The organism is Sedimenticola hydrogenitrophicus (assembly GCF_025175675.1).
In the GTDB taxonomy this organism is placed as follows: domain Bacteria; phylum Pseudomonadota; class Gammaproteobacteria; order Chromatiales; family Chromatiaceae; genus Sedimenticola; species Sedimenticola hydrogenitrophicus.
Genome location: NZ_JANIOA010000065.1, coordinates 1 through 15,578 on the forward strand (window position 1 = coordinate 1; position 15,578 = coordinate 15,578).

The following is a 15,578-nucleotide window of genomic DNA, read 5'->3' on the forward strand; positions in this document are numbered from 1 at the left end:
CGAGGAATTTACCGGTAGGGTACACAAACGACGTGTCCGCCCTACCTGACTGCAATTTCATCGTCAGGGCATGTATAGTTACTGCAGTAACCAACAGGAGAGGAGCCCATGACCGAAACCCACCCGACGGCCGCCGACGAGGCCCTGGTACTGCGCGAGGACCGCGACGGTATCGCCTACCTGACGCTGAACCGTCCCGGCCAGTTCAACGCCCTCTCCGAGGAGCTGCTGGATGCCCTGCAGACGAGCCTCGACACCATCGCCGAGGACCGCAACGTACGGGTGGTGGTGCTGGCCGGTAGCGGCCGCGCCTTCTGTGCCGGGCATGATCTGAAACAGATGCGCACCCAGAGCGAGCGCGCCTACTTCCAGCAGTTGTTCCGCCGCGCAGGCGAGGTCATGACCCGCATCATGCGCCTGCCGCAGCCGGTGATCGCCCGGGTACACGGCATCGCCACCGCGGCTGGCTGTCAGCTGGTCGCCTCCTGCGACCTGGCCATTGCCGAGGAGGGAGCGCGGTTCGCCGTCTCCGGGATCAACGTGGGGCTGTTCTGCGGCACTCCGAGCATTCCCCTGTCGCGTAACGTGGGACGCAAGCAGGCGATGGAGATGCTGCTCACCGGCGGTTTCATCTCCGCCGCGCAGGCCGCTAACCGGGGCCTCATCAACCGCGCCGTGCCGCCAGAGCAGCTGGACGACGAGGTGTTGAAACTGGCCCGTACCATCTGCGGTAAATCCAGCGCCTCGGTGGCGCTCGGCAAGGCGATGTATTACAAGCAGCTGGAGATGGGAGTGGAACAGGCCTACCAGTTCGCCAGCGAGGCGATGGCCGACAACATGATGCTCGAGGACGTGGCGGAAGGTATCGACGCCTTCACCGGGAAGCGCCCGCCCCACTGGCGGGACCGGTAGGCCCGCCATGTTCCGGCTTCATCCCCGGCTCGAGGCGGATACCCGGCAGCTCTGCGAGCTGATCCTGTGCGAAGTGCGGCTGATGAACGACCGGCGCTTCCCCTGGCTGATCCTGATTCCCAGACGGCCTGGGGTGACCGAAGTCCACCAGCTGGAACAGAGCGACCAGCGCCTGCTGATGGTCGAGAGCAGTCATGCCGCGCGGGTCCTGGAGCAGTGCTATGCGCCGGACAAGATCAATCTGGGCGCCCTGGGCAACCTGGTGCCCCAACTGCACTGGCATGTGGTGGCGCGGCGCACGGATGATCCCTGCTGGCCAGGGCCGGTGTGGGGCTGTGGCGAACCGCGGCCCTACGCGGAAGCAGAACTGCAACAGCGAATAGCAGAACTACAGGTGTGGTTTACCGATGAATGAACAATCCACGGATTCACTGGCGCAGCTGAACGCCAAGCTGCTGGCCTTCGCCCGGGCACGCGACTGGGAGCAGTTCCACTCGCCCAAGAACCTGGCCATGGCGCTGATCGCCGAGTGTGCCGAGCTGGTGGAGCACTTCCAGTGGCTGAGCGAGGAGCAGAGCCGCCAACTCCCGGCGGAAAAGCGCGAGCAGGTGGCGCTGGAGATGGCGGATATCCTGATCTACCTGATCCGCGCCGCGGAGCGCCTGGACATCGATCTGATCGCCGCCGCCCACCGCAAGATCGCCATCAACGAGTCGCGTTATCCCGCCGACAAGGTGAGGGGCGACGCCCGGCGGGCCGACGAGTACGGTGAGGGATAAGGGCCGCGGCTAATCTTTTTCCACATCACGGATGAGCCGGCGGGTAATCAGGTCGCATCCCGACCCAACAGGCGTCGCGCGGCACGCCGCCGCGCCTGCTGCTGCAGACCCCGTTGCACCTCGGCCTGGCTGGCCACCAGCAGCGCCTCCGGTATACGCTCGCGGATCGCCTCGAACAGGGCCAGGGAGACCCCCTTGCCCTGCCGATGACTGACCCACAACAGATTCAGCTTCAGGTTCAGGTCGGCGAACACCACCCGGTCGGCGTGGCGCTCGAACACACCCCGCAGCTCCTTGAGGAGCCGTTCCCGCCGGTGCCGGGCCCAACGCTTCAGTCCCGGGATCAGCAGCATGAAATCATTCAGATTCTGTCCGGCCGGATCGGTGGTGGGGACCCGCCGCCAGAGTGGGTCCCCGGGCTGCAGCCGGGCAGCCGTCACGCACTTTTGCCGCTCCATCCGGCCTCCTCGTTCATCGCCAATGATTATGGAAAAGATAGACTATTCTGGATGTTGAAAACTAAAGTTTAGCCAAAATCGGGCGCTCTATAGGCTGTTGCGGAACTAACATCCATCTCAGCGTCGCTGACCGATGGGAAGTGGCTCCGCCAACCAGCAATTTCGGATCGGAGGATCTAGGCTTTGACTCAAGCAAGTCGTGTAACCCACCAGGCGCTGCGGAATACTCCCTGCGGCGTACTGATTTTCGACCAGAACGGTACCATCCGCTGGCTCAACCCGGCCCTGGAAACCCTGTTGGGTCTCAAGGCCGATCAACTGGTAGGGCAGGATCGGGAGCAGTTCCCGTTCACCACACATCGGGGGCTGTTCAAGGGCGAGGGGGTGATGCACCTGTTCGGCAGCGGGGTGGAACAGGAGCGCTGGCTGCTCTGTTCCGTGGAACAGCGGGAGGACGCGGACCCGGAGATCCACACCATCAAATATTTTCAGGACATCACCGAACTGGTGCGGCTGCAGGAGGAGAATCAACGGCTGAAACAGCAGGTTGAGGAGCTGGCCATTACCGACGAACTGACCGGACTGGCTAATCGTCAGTCCCTGACCCGCACCCTGAATGCCCAGGTCGCGCGCAGCCGCCGCTACCAGAATCCGCTCAGCCTGGCGGTGATTCAGCTGTTCGACAGCCGTGACCAGGCGCCGATCCCGGATGAGATTATCCTCGAGGTGAGCCGCTACCTGCGCGACCGCCTGCGCTGGGTCGACCTGATCGCCCGCTGGGACCACAGCCAGTTCATCATCATCCTGCCGGAGACCAGTCTGTCCCACGGCGGCGACCTGATGGACAAGATACTGGGCGACTTTTCCCAGCTGTCGCTGCCGGCGCAGTTTGCCGGCAACACCCTGGCGTTGCGCTTTGGCCTGGCCGAGTGGCACAAAGGCCAGGATGCCCGTCTGCTGATGAAACAGGCACTCACCAACCTGGCTGAACACGAAGCCGCCAGCGGCCACACCTGAGGGTCGACCCATGGCCGAGGCGGTGTCACACAAAGACGGTATCGGCCGCCAGGAGCTGTTGACCATCCGCCGCCGCTTCCTCGGTCTGCATAGGGAGCGGCTGCGCATGATCGCCCGCGAACTGACGCCCAACCAGCGCGCCTTTGTCGATCTGCTGCCGCTGCTGTTTCACATCAACCACCCGACCCTGCCGGGCTTTACCGGCAGTGACACCCCCATCGGCATTCCCGATTACGCCCCAACCCAGGCGGTGCTGCGCCTGGCCCGCAAGCTGAGCCGCAGTTTCGAGTACAAGAAACGGGCGCGCCGGCGCTTCTTTATCCAGGCGCTCTACCTGATGGGCAGCATCGGCAGTATCGCCCATACCAGCGGCAGCGATTTCGATATCTGGCTGTGCCACGATCCCGAGCTGGACGCCGCGGAGCGCGATCTGCTGCGCCGCAAGGCGATCAAGATCGAGGCCTGGGGCAAGGAGTTGAACCTGGAGGTGCACTTCTTCCTCATGGACGTGGACGCCTTTCGCGACGGCAAGCTCGACGCCCTCTCCCACGAGAGCAGCGGCACCACCCAGCCGCACCTGCTGCTGGAGGAGTTCTACCGCACCGGGGTACTGCTGGCCGGACGCTATCCGGTCTGGTGGCTGGTGCCCCCCGAGGAGGAGGGCGACTACACCCGCTATGTGCGCATGCTGTTCCACAAACGCTTTGTCGATCCACTGGACTGCCTCGACTTCGGTAGCCTGCAATCGATCCCGGTGGAGGAGTTTATCGGCGCCGCCCACTGGCAGCTGTTCAAGGGCATCGAATCCCCCTACAAGACTATCCTCAAGCTGCTGCTGACCGAGGCCTACGCGCGGGATTATCCCACCATCCGCTGGCTCTGCCAGGAGACCAAACGGGCCATCTACAGCGGCGACTTCAATCTGCGCCAACTCGACCCCTATGTGCTGATGTACCAGCGGGTGGAACAGTACCTCCAGGGCCGGGGCGAGCCGGAGCGCCTGGAGCTGGCGCGGCGCTGCCTCTATTTCAAATCGGAGCAGACCCTGAGCCAGGCGCCGCTGCGGTTGCGCGAGGACTGGAAGCGGGAGGTGCTGCAGACACTGGCGCAGGGCTGGGGCTGGGGCAAGGGCGTGCTGGTCAATCTGGATTCGCGCCAAAGCTGGAAGATCGACCAGGTGATGGATGAGCGCAACAACCTGGCGCGCGAACTCAGTTACAGCTACCGGCTGCTGACCGATTTTGCCCGCGAGTACGCCTCCACCGAGACCATCGACCCGGAAGAGATCAGCCTGCTCGGACGCAAGCTCTACACCGCCCTGGAGAAGCGCCCGGGCAAGATCGACAGCATCAATCCCGGCATCACCCGCAACCTCTACGAGGAGCGAATCGCCCTCCACTACGCCCGCACCCAGGGCGACCAGTACGCCTGGTTCCTCTATCTTGGGGAGGTCAATGAGCAGGCCGCCCGGGTTACCAGCCCACTGAAGACCGCCGCCTGTCTGAGCGAGGTGTTGGCCTGGTGCCACCTGAACCGGCTGATCAATCTCAATACCATCATCACCCTCTACCCAAAAGGGAATCCGGTGCGCCCGGACGAGCTGTTCGCCATTCTCGGCACGCTGAACAGAATCTATCCGCCGCACGAAACCACATCGGTGCCGATGACGCGGCTGAAACAGCCGCCCTATGCCCTCTCCTGCACCCTGTTCCTCAACACCGGCATCGACCCGATGGCCCACCTGGCGAAGCTGGGCAAACAGCTCACCACCGAGCGCAGCGACCCGCTCAGCTTCGGCGCGGCCCACAGCTCCCTGGTGGAGACCGTGGAACAGCTGATCACCACCAGTTGGGGCGAGACCCTGGTTACCTGCCACCAGGGGACCCGGGGACTGCTGGAAAGCCTGTGCCACTATCTGCGCATGGCGCTGCAGGGTGAGGCGATGCGGTCGCCACCGCGGGCCACCGCGCACTGCTTCAACTCGGTGCGGGGCGGCAGCACCGCCAAGCGGGTCGAGAAGCTGTTCAACGATGTCCTGCACTGCTTCAGCGAGGCAGGCAGCGGCCTCAACAGCCGCTATCTGCAGCAAATCGAGGACGACTTCTACCTGATCCATTACCAGAACGAGAAATTCTCCTACTTCCCGCTCGCCGGCGAACAGGAGGCGCTGGATATCCTGGCCGAACCCCAGCGCAGCTTCCGCCCCACCATCATCGACAGCCTGAGTCTCGCCGTGACCCCGCTGCCCTGTATCATGCGCCTGAACCGGGCCGGCGCGATCCAGGTGTGCTACCTGACCCACAAGGGCCGGACCGAACTCTATATCCTCGACGAGCACGGCGCGCTGTTTCATCAGCAGATGCAGGAGGCGGACGAACACTACCTGCTGGTGCAGCAGCAGCGTTTTCTCAAGGGGATGCTGCTGCTGCGCAGCCTCAGCCTGCCGGGCAACCAACCCGCGCACCGCTACCTGCTGGATGCACCGGAGTTCTACCGCCTCGAACGCAACCGGGACGGCGACTACGTGGCCGAACCGCGCACCCCGCCGCGCCACCGTCTCCCCGACAGCTACATGGAGCTGCGCCTGATCAGCGAAGGCCTGGACCTGAATCAGGCGCCGCACCTGCTGGTCTGCGGCGACCGCGAGTTCAGCTCCCTTGAGTACGGCGCGGGACTCTACGGCGCGGTGGCACAACACCTGCTGGAGCAGCGCATCGGCCACAAGGCCTACCCCATCTACCTGACCAGCCTGGAACTCTCCGGCATCGGCTCCGAGGAGGACGCCAGCACCATCCAGCTGCTGAAATTCAAGAAGCGGCTGGAGGGGCGCCTCAACCAGGCACTGATGAAGATCCGGCCGTAGTACCAGATCAATTTGATCAAGCACACGGTGAATGCGCTGTCGCTCATTCACCCTACAAAACTGCGGCCCGTTGGATGCGGTGAGTAAAACGAACCGCATCGCTCCAGCGGTCAACCCATAATGATGCGGTTCGCAAGCTCACCGGCATCCTACCCCGAAAACCACTCATAGGGCGCCCCCTGGGCGCCGTCGGCGGGCACGGCCCGGGAATCCGGTTGGGTTTGAATGCCGCCAGGGTTACAATGCGCTGCATTGGAAATTTTCGGAGCAACACGCCATGTTCTGCTGGTCCCGCTATCTTCTCTGGCTCGTCATCCTGGTCCTGGGCACGGGCAGCCTGCTCACCGCCTGCGGTCAGAAGGGGCCGCTCTATCTGCCCGACCCGGCCAGCCAGCAGCAGGAAGAGGCCAAGGATAAATAACCCCGCCATGAAATATGCATTCACCAAGATGCACGGGCTGGGCAACGATTTTGTCGTTTTTGACGCCGTCACCCAGCCGCTTCGGCTGACCCGGGAACAGTTCCGCCAGATCGGCGACCGCCACTTCGGCATCGGCTGCGACCAGATCCTGCTGGTGGAACCGCCCACCCTCCCCGGTACCGACTTCAACTACCGCATCTTCAATGCCGATGGCGACGAGGTGGAGCAGTGCGGCAACGGCGCCCGCTGTTTCGCCCGTTATGTGCTTGACCAGGGGCTGACCGACCAGCGGGAGATCAGCGTCGGCACCCAGGCCGGGGTGATCCGGCTGACGGTCGAGCCGGACGGCCTGGTGCGGGTCGACATGGGGGTCCCGACCCTGGAGCCCGAACGAATTCCCTTCGTGGCCGAGCGCCGGGCCGCCGAGTATACGGTCGAGGTGCTGGGCGAGCCGCTTACCCTGGGCGCGGTCTCGATGGGCAATCCCCATGCGGTGATGGTGGTGGCAGACCTGGAGCAGGCCCCGGTGGAGCGCATCGGCGCCGCCCTGCAGCAGCATCCACGCTTTCCCCAGCGGGTCAACGTGGGGTTCATGCAAATCCTGTCGGCGGACACCATTGCCCTGCGCGTCTACGAGCGCGGCGTGGGCGAGACCCTGGCCTGCGGTACCGGCGCCTGCGCGGCGGTGGTGTCGGGCCGGTTGCGCGGGCTGCTTAATAAAAGTGTCAAGGTCAGCTTGCCCGGTGGTGCGCTTGTGATAGAGTGGCTGGACGAGCAGGCGCCTGTCCTGATGTACGGTCCGGCGGCGTCGGTGTTTGAAGGAACCATCGAATTATGAGCCCACAAGTAGAACCGACACCCGACCTTCCGCAGATGGAACAGACCCTGATTGCCTTTCTGTCCGACAATCCCGACTTTTTTGAACGTAATCCCGAACTGCTGAGCCGGCTGGAGCTGTCGCACAGCAACGGCAGCGCCGTCTCCCTGATCGAACGTCAGGTCGCCGTGCTGCGCGAGCAGGCCGAACAGAACCGGCGCAAGCTGGAGGAGTTCGTCGCCATCGCCCGGGAGAACGAGCTGCTCAACGAGCGGCTGCACCATCTCACGGTCAAGCTGATCGAGTGCTGCGACTTTGACGAAGTGATCAATACCCTGCAGGACCTGCTGCACGACGACTTTCGTGCCGAGGCGGTGGAGCTGCATCTCTACTCGGCCATCGAGGCCGAGCATCTGACCAACCCCGACCTGGACGGCTTCCGGGAATTCCTCGACGCCAACCGGCCACGCTGCGGCCGGCTGGCCAACGGCCAGCTGAAATACCTGTTCGGCCCCCAGGCCGAGGATATCGCCTCCACCGCCCTGATACCCGTCAGGGGTGAGGGGTTGCTGGGGGTGCTGGCCATCGGCAGCCACAGTGAACACCGCTTCCACCCCGGCATGGGCACCGACTACCTGATCCGCCTCGGGGAGATCGTCAGCAAGACCCTGGAGGTGGTGTCGGAACCGGGCAGCTGATGCAGGCCCCGGACCGGCTGCAACCGCGACTGCAGGCGTTCCTGTCCCATCTGCGTTTCGAACGACGCCTCTCCCCCCACACCCTGAGCAACTACCAGCGGGATCTGCTGCGGCTCTGTGACTGGTGCCGGGAACAGGCGCTGGAGGGCTGGGAGAAACTGACTCCCGGGCAGGTGCGCGCCTTCGTGGCGCAACGCCACCGCGGCGGCATCTCCGGCAAGAGCCTGCAGCGGGAACTCTCCGCCCTGCGCAGCCTGTTTCGTTACCTGCTGCGCGAAGGGGTGGTGGAGAACGATCCCGCCAGCGGTATCCGTGCCCCCAAATCCGAACGCCACCTGCCCGACACCCTGGATGCCGACCAGCTGGGCCGGCTGCTGGATGTGGCCAGTGAGGAGCCGCTGGAGCGGCGCGACCTGGCGATCATGGAGCTGCTCTACTCCTGCGGGCTGCGGCTGGCCGAACTGGTCTCGCTCAACCTGCACGATATCGACCGCGACGACGCCACCCTGGAGGTGACCGGCAAGGGGGCGAAAAGCCGCCGGCTACCGGTCGGGCGCAAGGCGCTGGCGGCCATTGCCGCCTGGGAGCAGGTGCGCGGCCAACTCGCCCGCCCGGACGAGCAGGCCCTGTTCGTCAGCCAACGCGGCACCCGCCTGCGGCCGCGCTCCATCCAGCAGCGGTTACATCAGTGGGCACTGCAGCAGGGCTGCCGGCAGAACCTGCACCCGCACCTGCTGCGTCACTCCTTCGCCAGCCACCTGCTGGAGTCCTCCGGCGACCTGCGGGCGGTGCAGGAGCTGCTGGGGCATGCCGACATCAGCACCACTCAGATCTACACCCATCTCGATTTCCAGCACCTGGCCCAGGTGTACGACAGCGCCCATCCGCGGGCGCGCCGCAAGAAGCGCGAGCCGTAGGAGGCTGTCGGATTTAACGCTGTTCGGCTGCAAATCCCTGGATGGCGATCAACTCAGCTTATCGAACTCGTTAAATAGGTCCACTATTCGCCTCGTTCGATAAACTGATTTGATTCGCCCCCAGTGATTTTCGCTTCAAACGGATAAACCCGACAGCCTCCTAGTCCTGCACTTTACCCATCAATAGCCGTAGGTTGGGTTAGCGGCGCACGGGTACTGCGCGTCCATACCCCGACAATGTCCGGGCGCCGCGTAACCCAACGCATCCGCGGCCGTCAAATGGTGGGCTACGGGCACGCACGTGGGGTAAGGAGTAGTACAGAAGGAGTGGTACAGGGATGTACCGTTTACGGAGCCGAGGCTGGAATAAGCTGGCAGGCGCATCCACCATTGCCGCTGGGTATGCATTCCCACGCGGAGAGACTGTGAAAGTATTCAGGCTGATCAACGCGGCAAAAAAATTGACCGCCTGAGAAGCCCGTAGAGAGGCGATCGCCATCTCGGGAAGGGTTTGGGTACCCCCCTTTTCGCGTCATTTGGCAATTCTTTCACAGTCTCGGAGCGTGGGAACGAGGAACCTGCTCACTCGAAGTCGATCAGGTTCTCCAGCCCCAGCCGGTAGAGGTCCAGGCGGCGATCCTTGAGATTGGTGACCGACCCCTCGGTGCTCAACAGCTTCAGCTTCTCCAGATCCACGTCGGCGAACAGGATCATCTCGGCATTGGGCGTCGCCTCGGCGATGGTGGCGTCGTGGGGAAAATAGACGTCGGAGGGCGAAAACACCGCCGACTGGGCGTACTGGATGGCCACGTTGTCCACCCGGGGCAGATTGCCGACGCTGCCGCCGATGGCCACATAGCACTCGTTCTCGATGGCCCGCGCCTGGGAGCAGATGCGCACCCGCAGGTAGCCGTTCTTGGTGTCGGTCCAGAACGGCACGAACATAATCTGCACCCCCTGATCGGCCAGCAGACGGGCCATCTCCGGGAACTCCACGTCGTAGCAGGTGAGGATGCCGACCCGGCCGGCGTCGGTCTCGAACACCGACACCCCGGTGCCGCCGTCGATCACCCAGTCGCGCTTCTCGTGGGGGGTGATGTGGATCTTGTACTGGGCGTCGATGCGGCCATCGCGATGCAGCAGGTAGGCGACGTTGTAGAGCCGATCCCCCTGCAGCAGCGGCATGCTGCCGGCGATGATGTTGATGTTGTAGCTGACCGCCAGCTGGGAGAAGCGGCGCTGGATCTGTTCGGTGAAGCCGGCCAGGAAACGGATCGCCTCCACCGAGTTCTTGTCCCGCGCCAGACCCATCAGCGGGGCACTGAAAAACTCCGGAAACAGGGCAAAGTCGGACTGGTAGTCGGAGAGCGAGTCGACAAAGAACTCGACCTGACTCAACAGATCTTCCAGAGAGATCACCGCGCGCATCTGCCACTGCACGATACCGATACGCACAATCGGTTTCTCCACCCCATGCACCGAGTCTCCGTCCTCATCGAACAGGATGTTGTTCCACTCCAGCAGGGTGGCGAAGCCCTTCGATTGGGTGTCCTCGGGCAGATAGCCGCGCATCAACCGCTTGACGTCGAAATCATTGGCCAGCTGGAAGGAGAGGATCGGATCGTGCAGCTCGCGCCGTTTCACCTTGTCGATGTACTCCGCCACCGTCAGCTCCCCGACATGCTTCATGTAGCCGGGGATGCGGCCGCCGGCCAGGATTGCCTTCAGGTTCAGCGCCCGGCACAACTCCTTGCGCGCCTCGTACAGGCGCCGGCCCAGGCGGAAGCCGCGGTAGTCGGGATGCACGAACACGTCCAGACCGTACAGCGCATCGCCCTTTTCGTTATGCCGGGCAATCTGCTGGTCACTGACGATGTCCCGGTAATTGTGCACGAAGGAGTAGCGGTTGTAGTCAACCTTGATGGTGAGGGCCACCGCCACGATCCGGCCCTTGTCCTCGATGCAGATCTGGCCGTCCTGAAAGGCCTTGACCAGCGCCTGGATGGTCGCCTTGGGCCAGGCGCCGCCGATATCGGCATAGACCAGCTCCATCAATTCGGCGAGTTGGGGATAGTCGGCCAGGGTGATGACGCGCAGGCTCAGGTGGGTTTGGTTGTTATCGCTCATGGTCTGTCCGTTACGCTGCCGGGGATTGAAGCAGACGCCTTCAAGTATATGCCAGTTCCCCGGCGCGGGAGCGGCCTCCGGCCCGACACGCGCCCGGATACCGATTCGGCCATGGGCTAGACTTCCTCTGTCGGCTTGTCAGGGCTCGCGCAAGAATAATTCCGTAGTACCGAGGGCGTCACTGGGCCACGCCGGCAAGGCACGCTTTGCAGGCAATGGCTGTTCCCTTGGCAAAAAGCGTAACGCCGCAGGCGGGGTCCAGGGGCGACCGAATACCGGAACTTATTCTTGCGCGAGCCCTTAATCGCTGCGAATTGGCCAAACACCTGACCCCCGAGGAGCCCGCCGTGGGAACCGGAAAGCGCATCACCGCCCTGTTCGCCCTGATCCTGTGCAGCCTCTCCCTGGCCGTCGCCGACGATCCGCGAGCGCTCTATCAGGCCACCAGCATCGTCACCGGCCGGGACAATGTGGCTGAGCGGGCCCGCGGCACCCGGGAGGCGTTCGAGACGGTCGTCGCCCGGCTCTGCGGCGACCGGGGGGTGGTGCAACAACTCGGTCCCCTCACCCCGACCACCCTGGAGACCCTGGTGGCCAGTCGCCGCTACACCGACCGCAAGGCGGGCATCCAGATTGCCGATGAGCAGGGCACCCGGGATCGCAGCTTTCTCCTCGAGGTAGGCTTCCGTGCGCAAGCCCTGCAGCGCCTGTTGATGGCGGCCGGCCAGACCCCCTGGCTGGGTCCGCGCCCGACCATTGGGGTGCAGCTGGAGATCACCGACAGCCAAGGCAGCTATCACCTGACCGAGACCTCCCGGCGCGGATGGGGACAGCGCGAGGTGTTGCGGACGCTGACCCGGCGCACCGCGATTCCGCTGGCCCTGCCGCGGGACCCGGCCGACCGGCCGGCGGCCGATGGCACCCTTTCCGGCGTCATGACGGTCACCCCCGACGGCCTCTGGGCCAGCCGCTGGAGCCTGACGCTGGAATCGACAAACCAGGGCTGGGTCCAGCCACCCGCCACCTTTGACCGGGCCATTGGCGAAGCCGTCTGGCGCATGGCCGGCCTGCTGGCGAAGCAGGCGACCGGGACCGAATAGGCCTGTTTAGGAGCCTGTCGGATTTAACGCTGACCTACTGCGGAAAAGCCGAATTTGGCCATATTTTCCGATCTTTCTCGTTAAATAGGTCCACTATTCGCCTCGAAAGATCGAAAAATCTGGCTCAAATCGGCTTTCCCTCGCTACGGTCGGTCAAACCCGACAGGCCCCTGGACGGACGCCCTGCGGTACAATGAGCCGGCGGTTCGGCCCTGCACCGAACCCCGTCCGCCAGCCACTACCCGGGAGTCCGGTTTGAACAATCTCTTCACCGCCGCCAAACGCTGTTTTCTGATCGCCGATCCAGACGAGAAGCTGGACGCCTCCCTGGCCCTGGTGTCCGACTGGCGCGCCGGCAGGCTGTGCTGGGATGCGGATGACGAACCGGAACAGCTGCTGGTGCCGGGCCGGCTGGAACGGCCGCTGCTGGTGCCACCGCAGCAGGTGAGCAAGCGCGGTTTCGGCTCGCTCATCCGACGCGCCGCCCTGATCCACGCCCTGGCCCATATCGAGCTGACCGCGGTCAACCTGGCCTGGGACACCATCTACCGCTTCCGTGGCCTGCCCCGGGCCTACTACGAGGACTGGCTGCAGTGCGCCGGCGAGGAGAGTGAGCACTTCCTCGCCCTGCGCGGCCGGCTGCGCGCCATGGGCTTCGACTATGGCGATTTCAGCGCCCATGACGAGCTCTGGGGCAGCGCCGTGGAGACCGGCCATGAACTGATGGACCGCATGGGTATCGTGCACCGGGTGTTCGAGGCGCGCGCGCTGGATGTGGTACCGAAGACCCTGGAAAAATTCCAGGAGCTGGGTGACTCCGGGACCGCCGCCATCCTCACCCGCATCGCCAATGATGAGATCGGCCACGTTAGCGCCGCCACCCGCTGGTTCCGCTACCGCTGCGAACAACAGGGACTGGACCCGGATGCCACCTTCTTCATCCTCCTGCAACGCTATCTGGGCCACATCCCGCGCGGCCCCTTCAATCACGAAGCGCGCCGCCAGTGTGGCTTCAGCGAAAACGAGCTGGCGCGGCTGGAGGCAGGCGACTAATCGAAGGGGTCGGAGTCAAGCCGCTCGGTCCTGGCAGAATTTCCCACCACCGGTGCGCGGCTTGACTCCGACCCCTGTGGGCATTCGACCCCTGCGGGCATTTCACCAAGCCCTAATCGCTGAATTCCCAGGGTGATGCGTAGCAATAAGGATGTAACCGCGAAGGACGCAAAGCACGTGAAGAAACGCCCAGCTTCGTATCAGCCCGGTAGGTTGGGGTGAGCTTGCGAACCCCAACAAAACGCCGTTCACATCATGATGCTGGGGCGCGACTCTCCCGGCATCGTAGGGGCAACCCCCCGTGGTTACCCGGAAGCGCGTGCGAGGGTCAAGCCGGGGCAGGAACAGGACCCGTTATCCGCGGCGAAGCGGGTTCACTCCGGATAGTAGATCCGCTCGAAGAAGGCACGATACTCCTGCGGCACCGGCTGACTCTTCAATTTATCGGCATCGATGCAGGTGGTGGTGGTACGGGCATCCACACAGAGCCGCTCGTCCACGTAGATCCGGTAATGCAGTCCCAGCGAGCTGCGGCCCAGTTTGAAGCAGGAGACGCGGATCTCCGGGCGCTCGCCGAAGCGCAGCGGCTGCCGGAAATCCACCTCTGTGTGGACCATGGGAAAGGCGATGCGCAGATCCTGGATCAGGTAGAAATAGCGCACCCCGATATACTCCTCCCAGAGATCCTCGAACGCCTCGTGGATGAAATTGTGGATACGCGGGAAATAGGCGATCCCGGCCGGATCCACATGGCTGAAACGGACCAGCCGCTGGGTCACGAACACCGGTCCCTCGCCGTCGCCCACCGGGCGTATCTGCAGGGCGTCATCTCTTTTCGTCATGGTTCGCTCGCTGATTTCACAATAATGCCCGGTGTTTGTGCGGGGTCGGAGTCAAGCCGCTCGAACCTGGAAGCAAATCCCCCCACCGGTGCACGGCTTGACTCCGACCCCTGTGGGTTCTTCAGGGTGCTTTTCCAGCCTGCGGCTTGTCACCTGGATTCACCCCGGTGCCGGGACAGGCAAGGGGATAACCCTCGTTCATTACAGAGTCCAGAGAATACAGGGATCAACCCGGTTTTTCTATAAAACCGCTCCCGGCCCTGTCTGCTCAATCGTTGTACGGAAGAAGGTACCGCCCTGGCCGTCCGGCGTGAACGTGACCAGTACGGGCACTTTGCGTCCGCAAATGGCAACCGTCCAGCGCTCATCGACACTGCCGGGCTGACTGGATGCCGGCAACGGCTTCGGCCCCGCCGGGTTGATTCGGAGGATTTCCGTCTGGATGGACTCGACACGGTCACAGCGGGTATAGGCCTTTGCCAGCGTAACCACGGTTTTCGTCGTATCGGATTTCAGCGCACTCCCGGCAGCCGACTTGCCATTCACCGGTACCGAAGCGACGCACCCTGAGAGGGTTGAGATGAGAAAAAGAGCCGACATGCCGGCGTTAATTTTCAATTCCATTTGTTTATCCTTTTGTCACTTGCTTGTCATTCGTTGCCGTCGACTGGATCCCCGTCCAGCCCCAGCTGCAGCAGGGCCAGATCAAAACAGTGCTCGACAATCTCGTGGGCAGCCGAATCGACTTCCCGGTAATTCTCCGCCTGCCACTGTTCCAATGGCATCTGGTGCGCGGACGAACCCGCGCAGGTAATGGTCTTGAGGGTCTGTAGACTCTCCTCACCTTTCGCCTGGACGCGAAGCGTCAAGCGATAGTTCAGCTGGTAGTCATTGTTGGCCAAAAATGATTCATAACCCAGCTCCCACAGACTTGCGCCGACCCGAAAAACGACCGCTCCACTCGCCCCGGCCTCACCGCTCTCCCGGTTTGCAAAATATTCCGCAAGCTTCCCTGCAAAGGCCCGATCGGGTCCACGCCCGGCGCGGACCCGATCTCCATCAGGCAATACCCCGTGCAATTGCTGACCAAACTCTCTGCTAATCTCCATATTGCTCTGCAACTGTTGCGGGCTGCTGGTGTGCGCCATATTTCCCGCCGCACTCGCCGCCAGGCTCGCGATCACGGAATTTGCGATGGCCCGAGTCTTGGTTCTCTCAAACAGCATGACCGGCTCATGGACCGGCAGCACGGACACAGGGCTGGACATCAGCCGCTCCTTCATCTCCTCGGCGGTCAACTCCGGTTTGCCCAGCAAGGTGGAGCATGCCGTTAAAATAAACAGCGCCAAGGCGTTAATACTAGCGATCTTTATTGTCATGGTTTTCCTGGTTTTGATTTAGGGTTAACAAGTCGAATCTCTGTAAGGCAGTGGGCATACTGATGCGATGGGCCACAATCAGTTTCGACATTGGACCACCGTTTGTGAAAGTCGAGGGAATGGATGCACGGCACCGCGCAATTCGTTGAACTTATCCTTCCACGTCGTGCCACTGCAATTTTCTGAACAGCCCTT

Annotated in this window: 16 protein-coding genes; 11 read left to right on the forward strand and 5 right to left on the reverse strand. The window is 63.2% G+C overall.

The window, feature by feature from the left end; all coding sequences use genetic code 11:
• Window positions 1–108: 108 nt before the first annotated feature.
• The 3 genes from NPX02_RS20145 to NPX02_RS20155 are packed head-to-tail and all read left to right on the forward strand — an operon-like array spanning window position 109 to window position 1,691.
• Complete coding sequence (locus NPX02_RS20145; RefSeq protein ID WP_260295836.1) at window positions 109–912, forward strand: enoyl-CoA hydratase; 804 nt, start codon at window positions 109–111, stop codon at window positions 910–912.
• 7 nt (window positions 913–919) lie between these two features.
• On the forward strand, window positions 920–1,327 hold the full coding sequence (locus NPX02_RS20150; RefSeq protein ID WP_260295838.1) for an HIT domain-containing protein: 408 nt from the start codon (window positions 920–922) through the stop codon (window positions 1,325–1,327).
• On the forward strand, window positions 1,320–1,691 hold the full coding sequence (locus NPX02_RS20155; protein ID WP_260295839.1) for a nucleotide pyrophosphohydrolase: 372 nt from the start codon (window positions 1,320–1,322) through the stop codon (window positions 1,689–1,691). The genes NPX02_RS20150 and NPX02_RS20155 overlap by 8 nt, the downstream gene beginning before the upstream one ends.
• 47 nt (window positions 1,692–1,738) lie before the next feature.
• Here NPX02_RS20155 and NPX02_RS20160 read toward each other — a convergent pair whose 3' ends face one another.
• Window positions 1,739–2,149 carry a hypothetical protein gene (locus NPX02_RS20160; protein ID WP_260295840.1) on the reverse strand — a complete coding sequence of 137 codons (411 nt, stop codon included), beginning with the start codon at window positions 2,147–2,149 and terminating at the stop codon, window positions 1,739–1,741.
• Between the two features lie 183 nt (window positions 2,150–2,332).
• Between NPX02_RS20160 and NPX02_RS20165 the strand changes: the two genes are divergently transcribed.
• The 6 genes from NPX02_RS20165 (at window position 2,333) to xerC (ending at window position 8,882) form a co-directional block, all read left to right on the forward strand.
• A complete protein-coding gene (locus NPX02_RS20165; RefSeq protein WP_260295841.1) occupies window positions 2,333–3,166 on the forward strand; it encodes a GGDEF domain-containing protein in 834 nt (277 codons plus the stop codon).
• Window positions 3,167–3,176: 10 nt separating this feature from the next.
• Window positions 3,177–6,029, forward strand: a complete 2,853-nt coding sequence (locus tag NPX02_RS20170; protein ID WP_260295842.1) for a class I adenylate cyclase — start codon at window positions 3,177–3,179, stop codon at window positions 6,027–6,029.
• A 277-nt stretch (window positions 6,030–6,306) separates the two neighbouring features.
• Entirely contained in the window at window positions 6,307–6,450 is a 144-nt protein-coding gene (lptM, locus tag NPX02_RS20175; RefSeq protein ID WP_260295843.1) for an LPS translocon maturation chaperone LptM, read from the forward strand.
• A gap of 7 nt (window positions 6,451–6,457) precedes the next feature.
• Window positions 6,458–7,288: a diaminopimelate epimerase gene (gene dapF, locus NPX02_RS20180; RefSeq protein ID WP_260295844.1), complete on the forward strand. Its 831-nt coding sequence runs from the start codon at window positions 6,458–6,460 to the stop codon at window positions 7,286–7,288.
• On the forward strand, window positions 7,285–7,965 hold the full coding sequence (locus NPX02_RS20185) for a DUF484 family protein (protein ID WP_260295845.1): 681 nt from the start codon (window positions 7,285–7,287) through the stop codon (window positions 7,963–7,965). The genes dapF and NPX02_RS20185 overlap by 4 nt, the downstream gene beginning before the upstream one ends.
• On the forward strand, window positions 7,965–8,882 hold the full coding sequence (gene xerC, locus NPX02_RS20190) for a tyrosine recombinase XerC (RefSeq protein WP_260295846.1): 918 nt from the start codon (window positions 7,965–7,967) through the stop codon (window positions 8,880–8,882). The genes NPX02_RS20185 and xerC overlap by 1 nt, the downstream gene beginning before the upstream one ends.
• A 582-nt stretch (window positions 8,883–9,464) precedes the next feature.
• On the opposite strand, the gene NPX02_RS20195 is transcribed toward xerC, so the two are convergent.
• Window positions 9,465–11,009, reverse strand: coding sequence for a bifunctional GNAT family N-acetyltransferase/carbon-nitrogen hydrolase family protein (locus NPX02_RS20195; RefSeq protein WP_260295848.1), 1,545 nt, complete (start codon window positions 11,007–11,009; stop codon window positions 9,465–9,467).
• A gap of 347 nt (window positions 11,010–11,356) precedes the next feature.
• Between NPX02_RS20195 and NPX02_RS20200 the strand changes: the two genes are divergently transcribed.
• Together NPX02_RS20200 and NPX02_RS20205 are read left to right on the forward strand one after the other, a co-directional pair.
• Window positions 11,357–12,109, forward strand: coding sequence for a DUF2066 domain-containing protein (locus NPX02_RS20200; RefSeq protein WP_260295849.1), 753 nt, complete (start codon window positions 11,357–11,359; stop codon window positions 12,107–12,109).
• A 255-nt stretch (window positions 12,110–12,364) separates the two neighbouring features.
• Window positions 12,365–13,162, forward strand: a complete 798-nt coding sequence (locus tag NPX02_RS20205; protein ID WP_260295850.1) for a ferritin-like domain-containing protein — start codon at window positions 12,365–12,367, stop codon at window positions 13,160–13,162.
• A 374-nt stretch (window positions 13,163–13,536) separates the two neighbouring features.
• Here NPX02_RS20205 and NPX02_RS20210 read toward each other — a convergent pair whose 3' ends face one another.
• From NPX02_RS20210 to NPX02_RS20220, 3 genes are all read right to left on the reverse strand, one after another.
• Entirely contained in the window at window positions 13,537–14,004 is a 468-nt protein-coding gene (locus NPX02_RS20210; RefSeq protein WP_260295852.1) for an acyl-CoA thioesterase, read from the reverse strand.
• A gap of 240 nt (window positions 14,005–14,244) precedes the next feature.
• Window positions 14,245–14,628, reverse strand: a complete 384-nt coding sequence (locus NPX02_RS20215) for a hypothetical protein (protein ID WP_260295853.1) — start codon at window positions 14,626–14,628, stop codon at window positions 14,245–14,247.
• 26 nt (window positions 14,629–14,654) lie between these two features.
• Entirely contained in the window at window positions 14,655–15,383 is a 729-nt protein-coding gene (locus tag NPX02_RS20220; RefSeq protein WP_260295854.1) for a flagellar basal body L-ring protein FlgH, read from the reverse strand.
• Window positions 15,384–15,578: the final 195 nt, after the last annotated feature.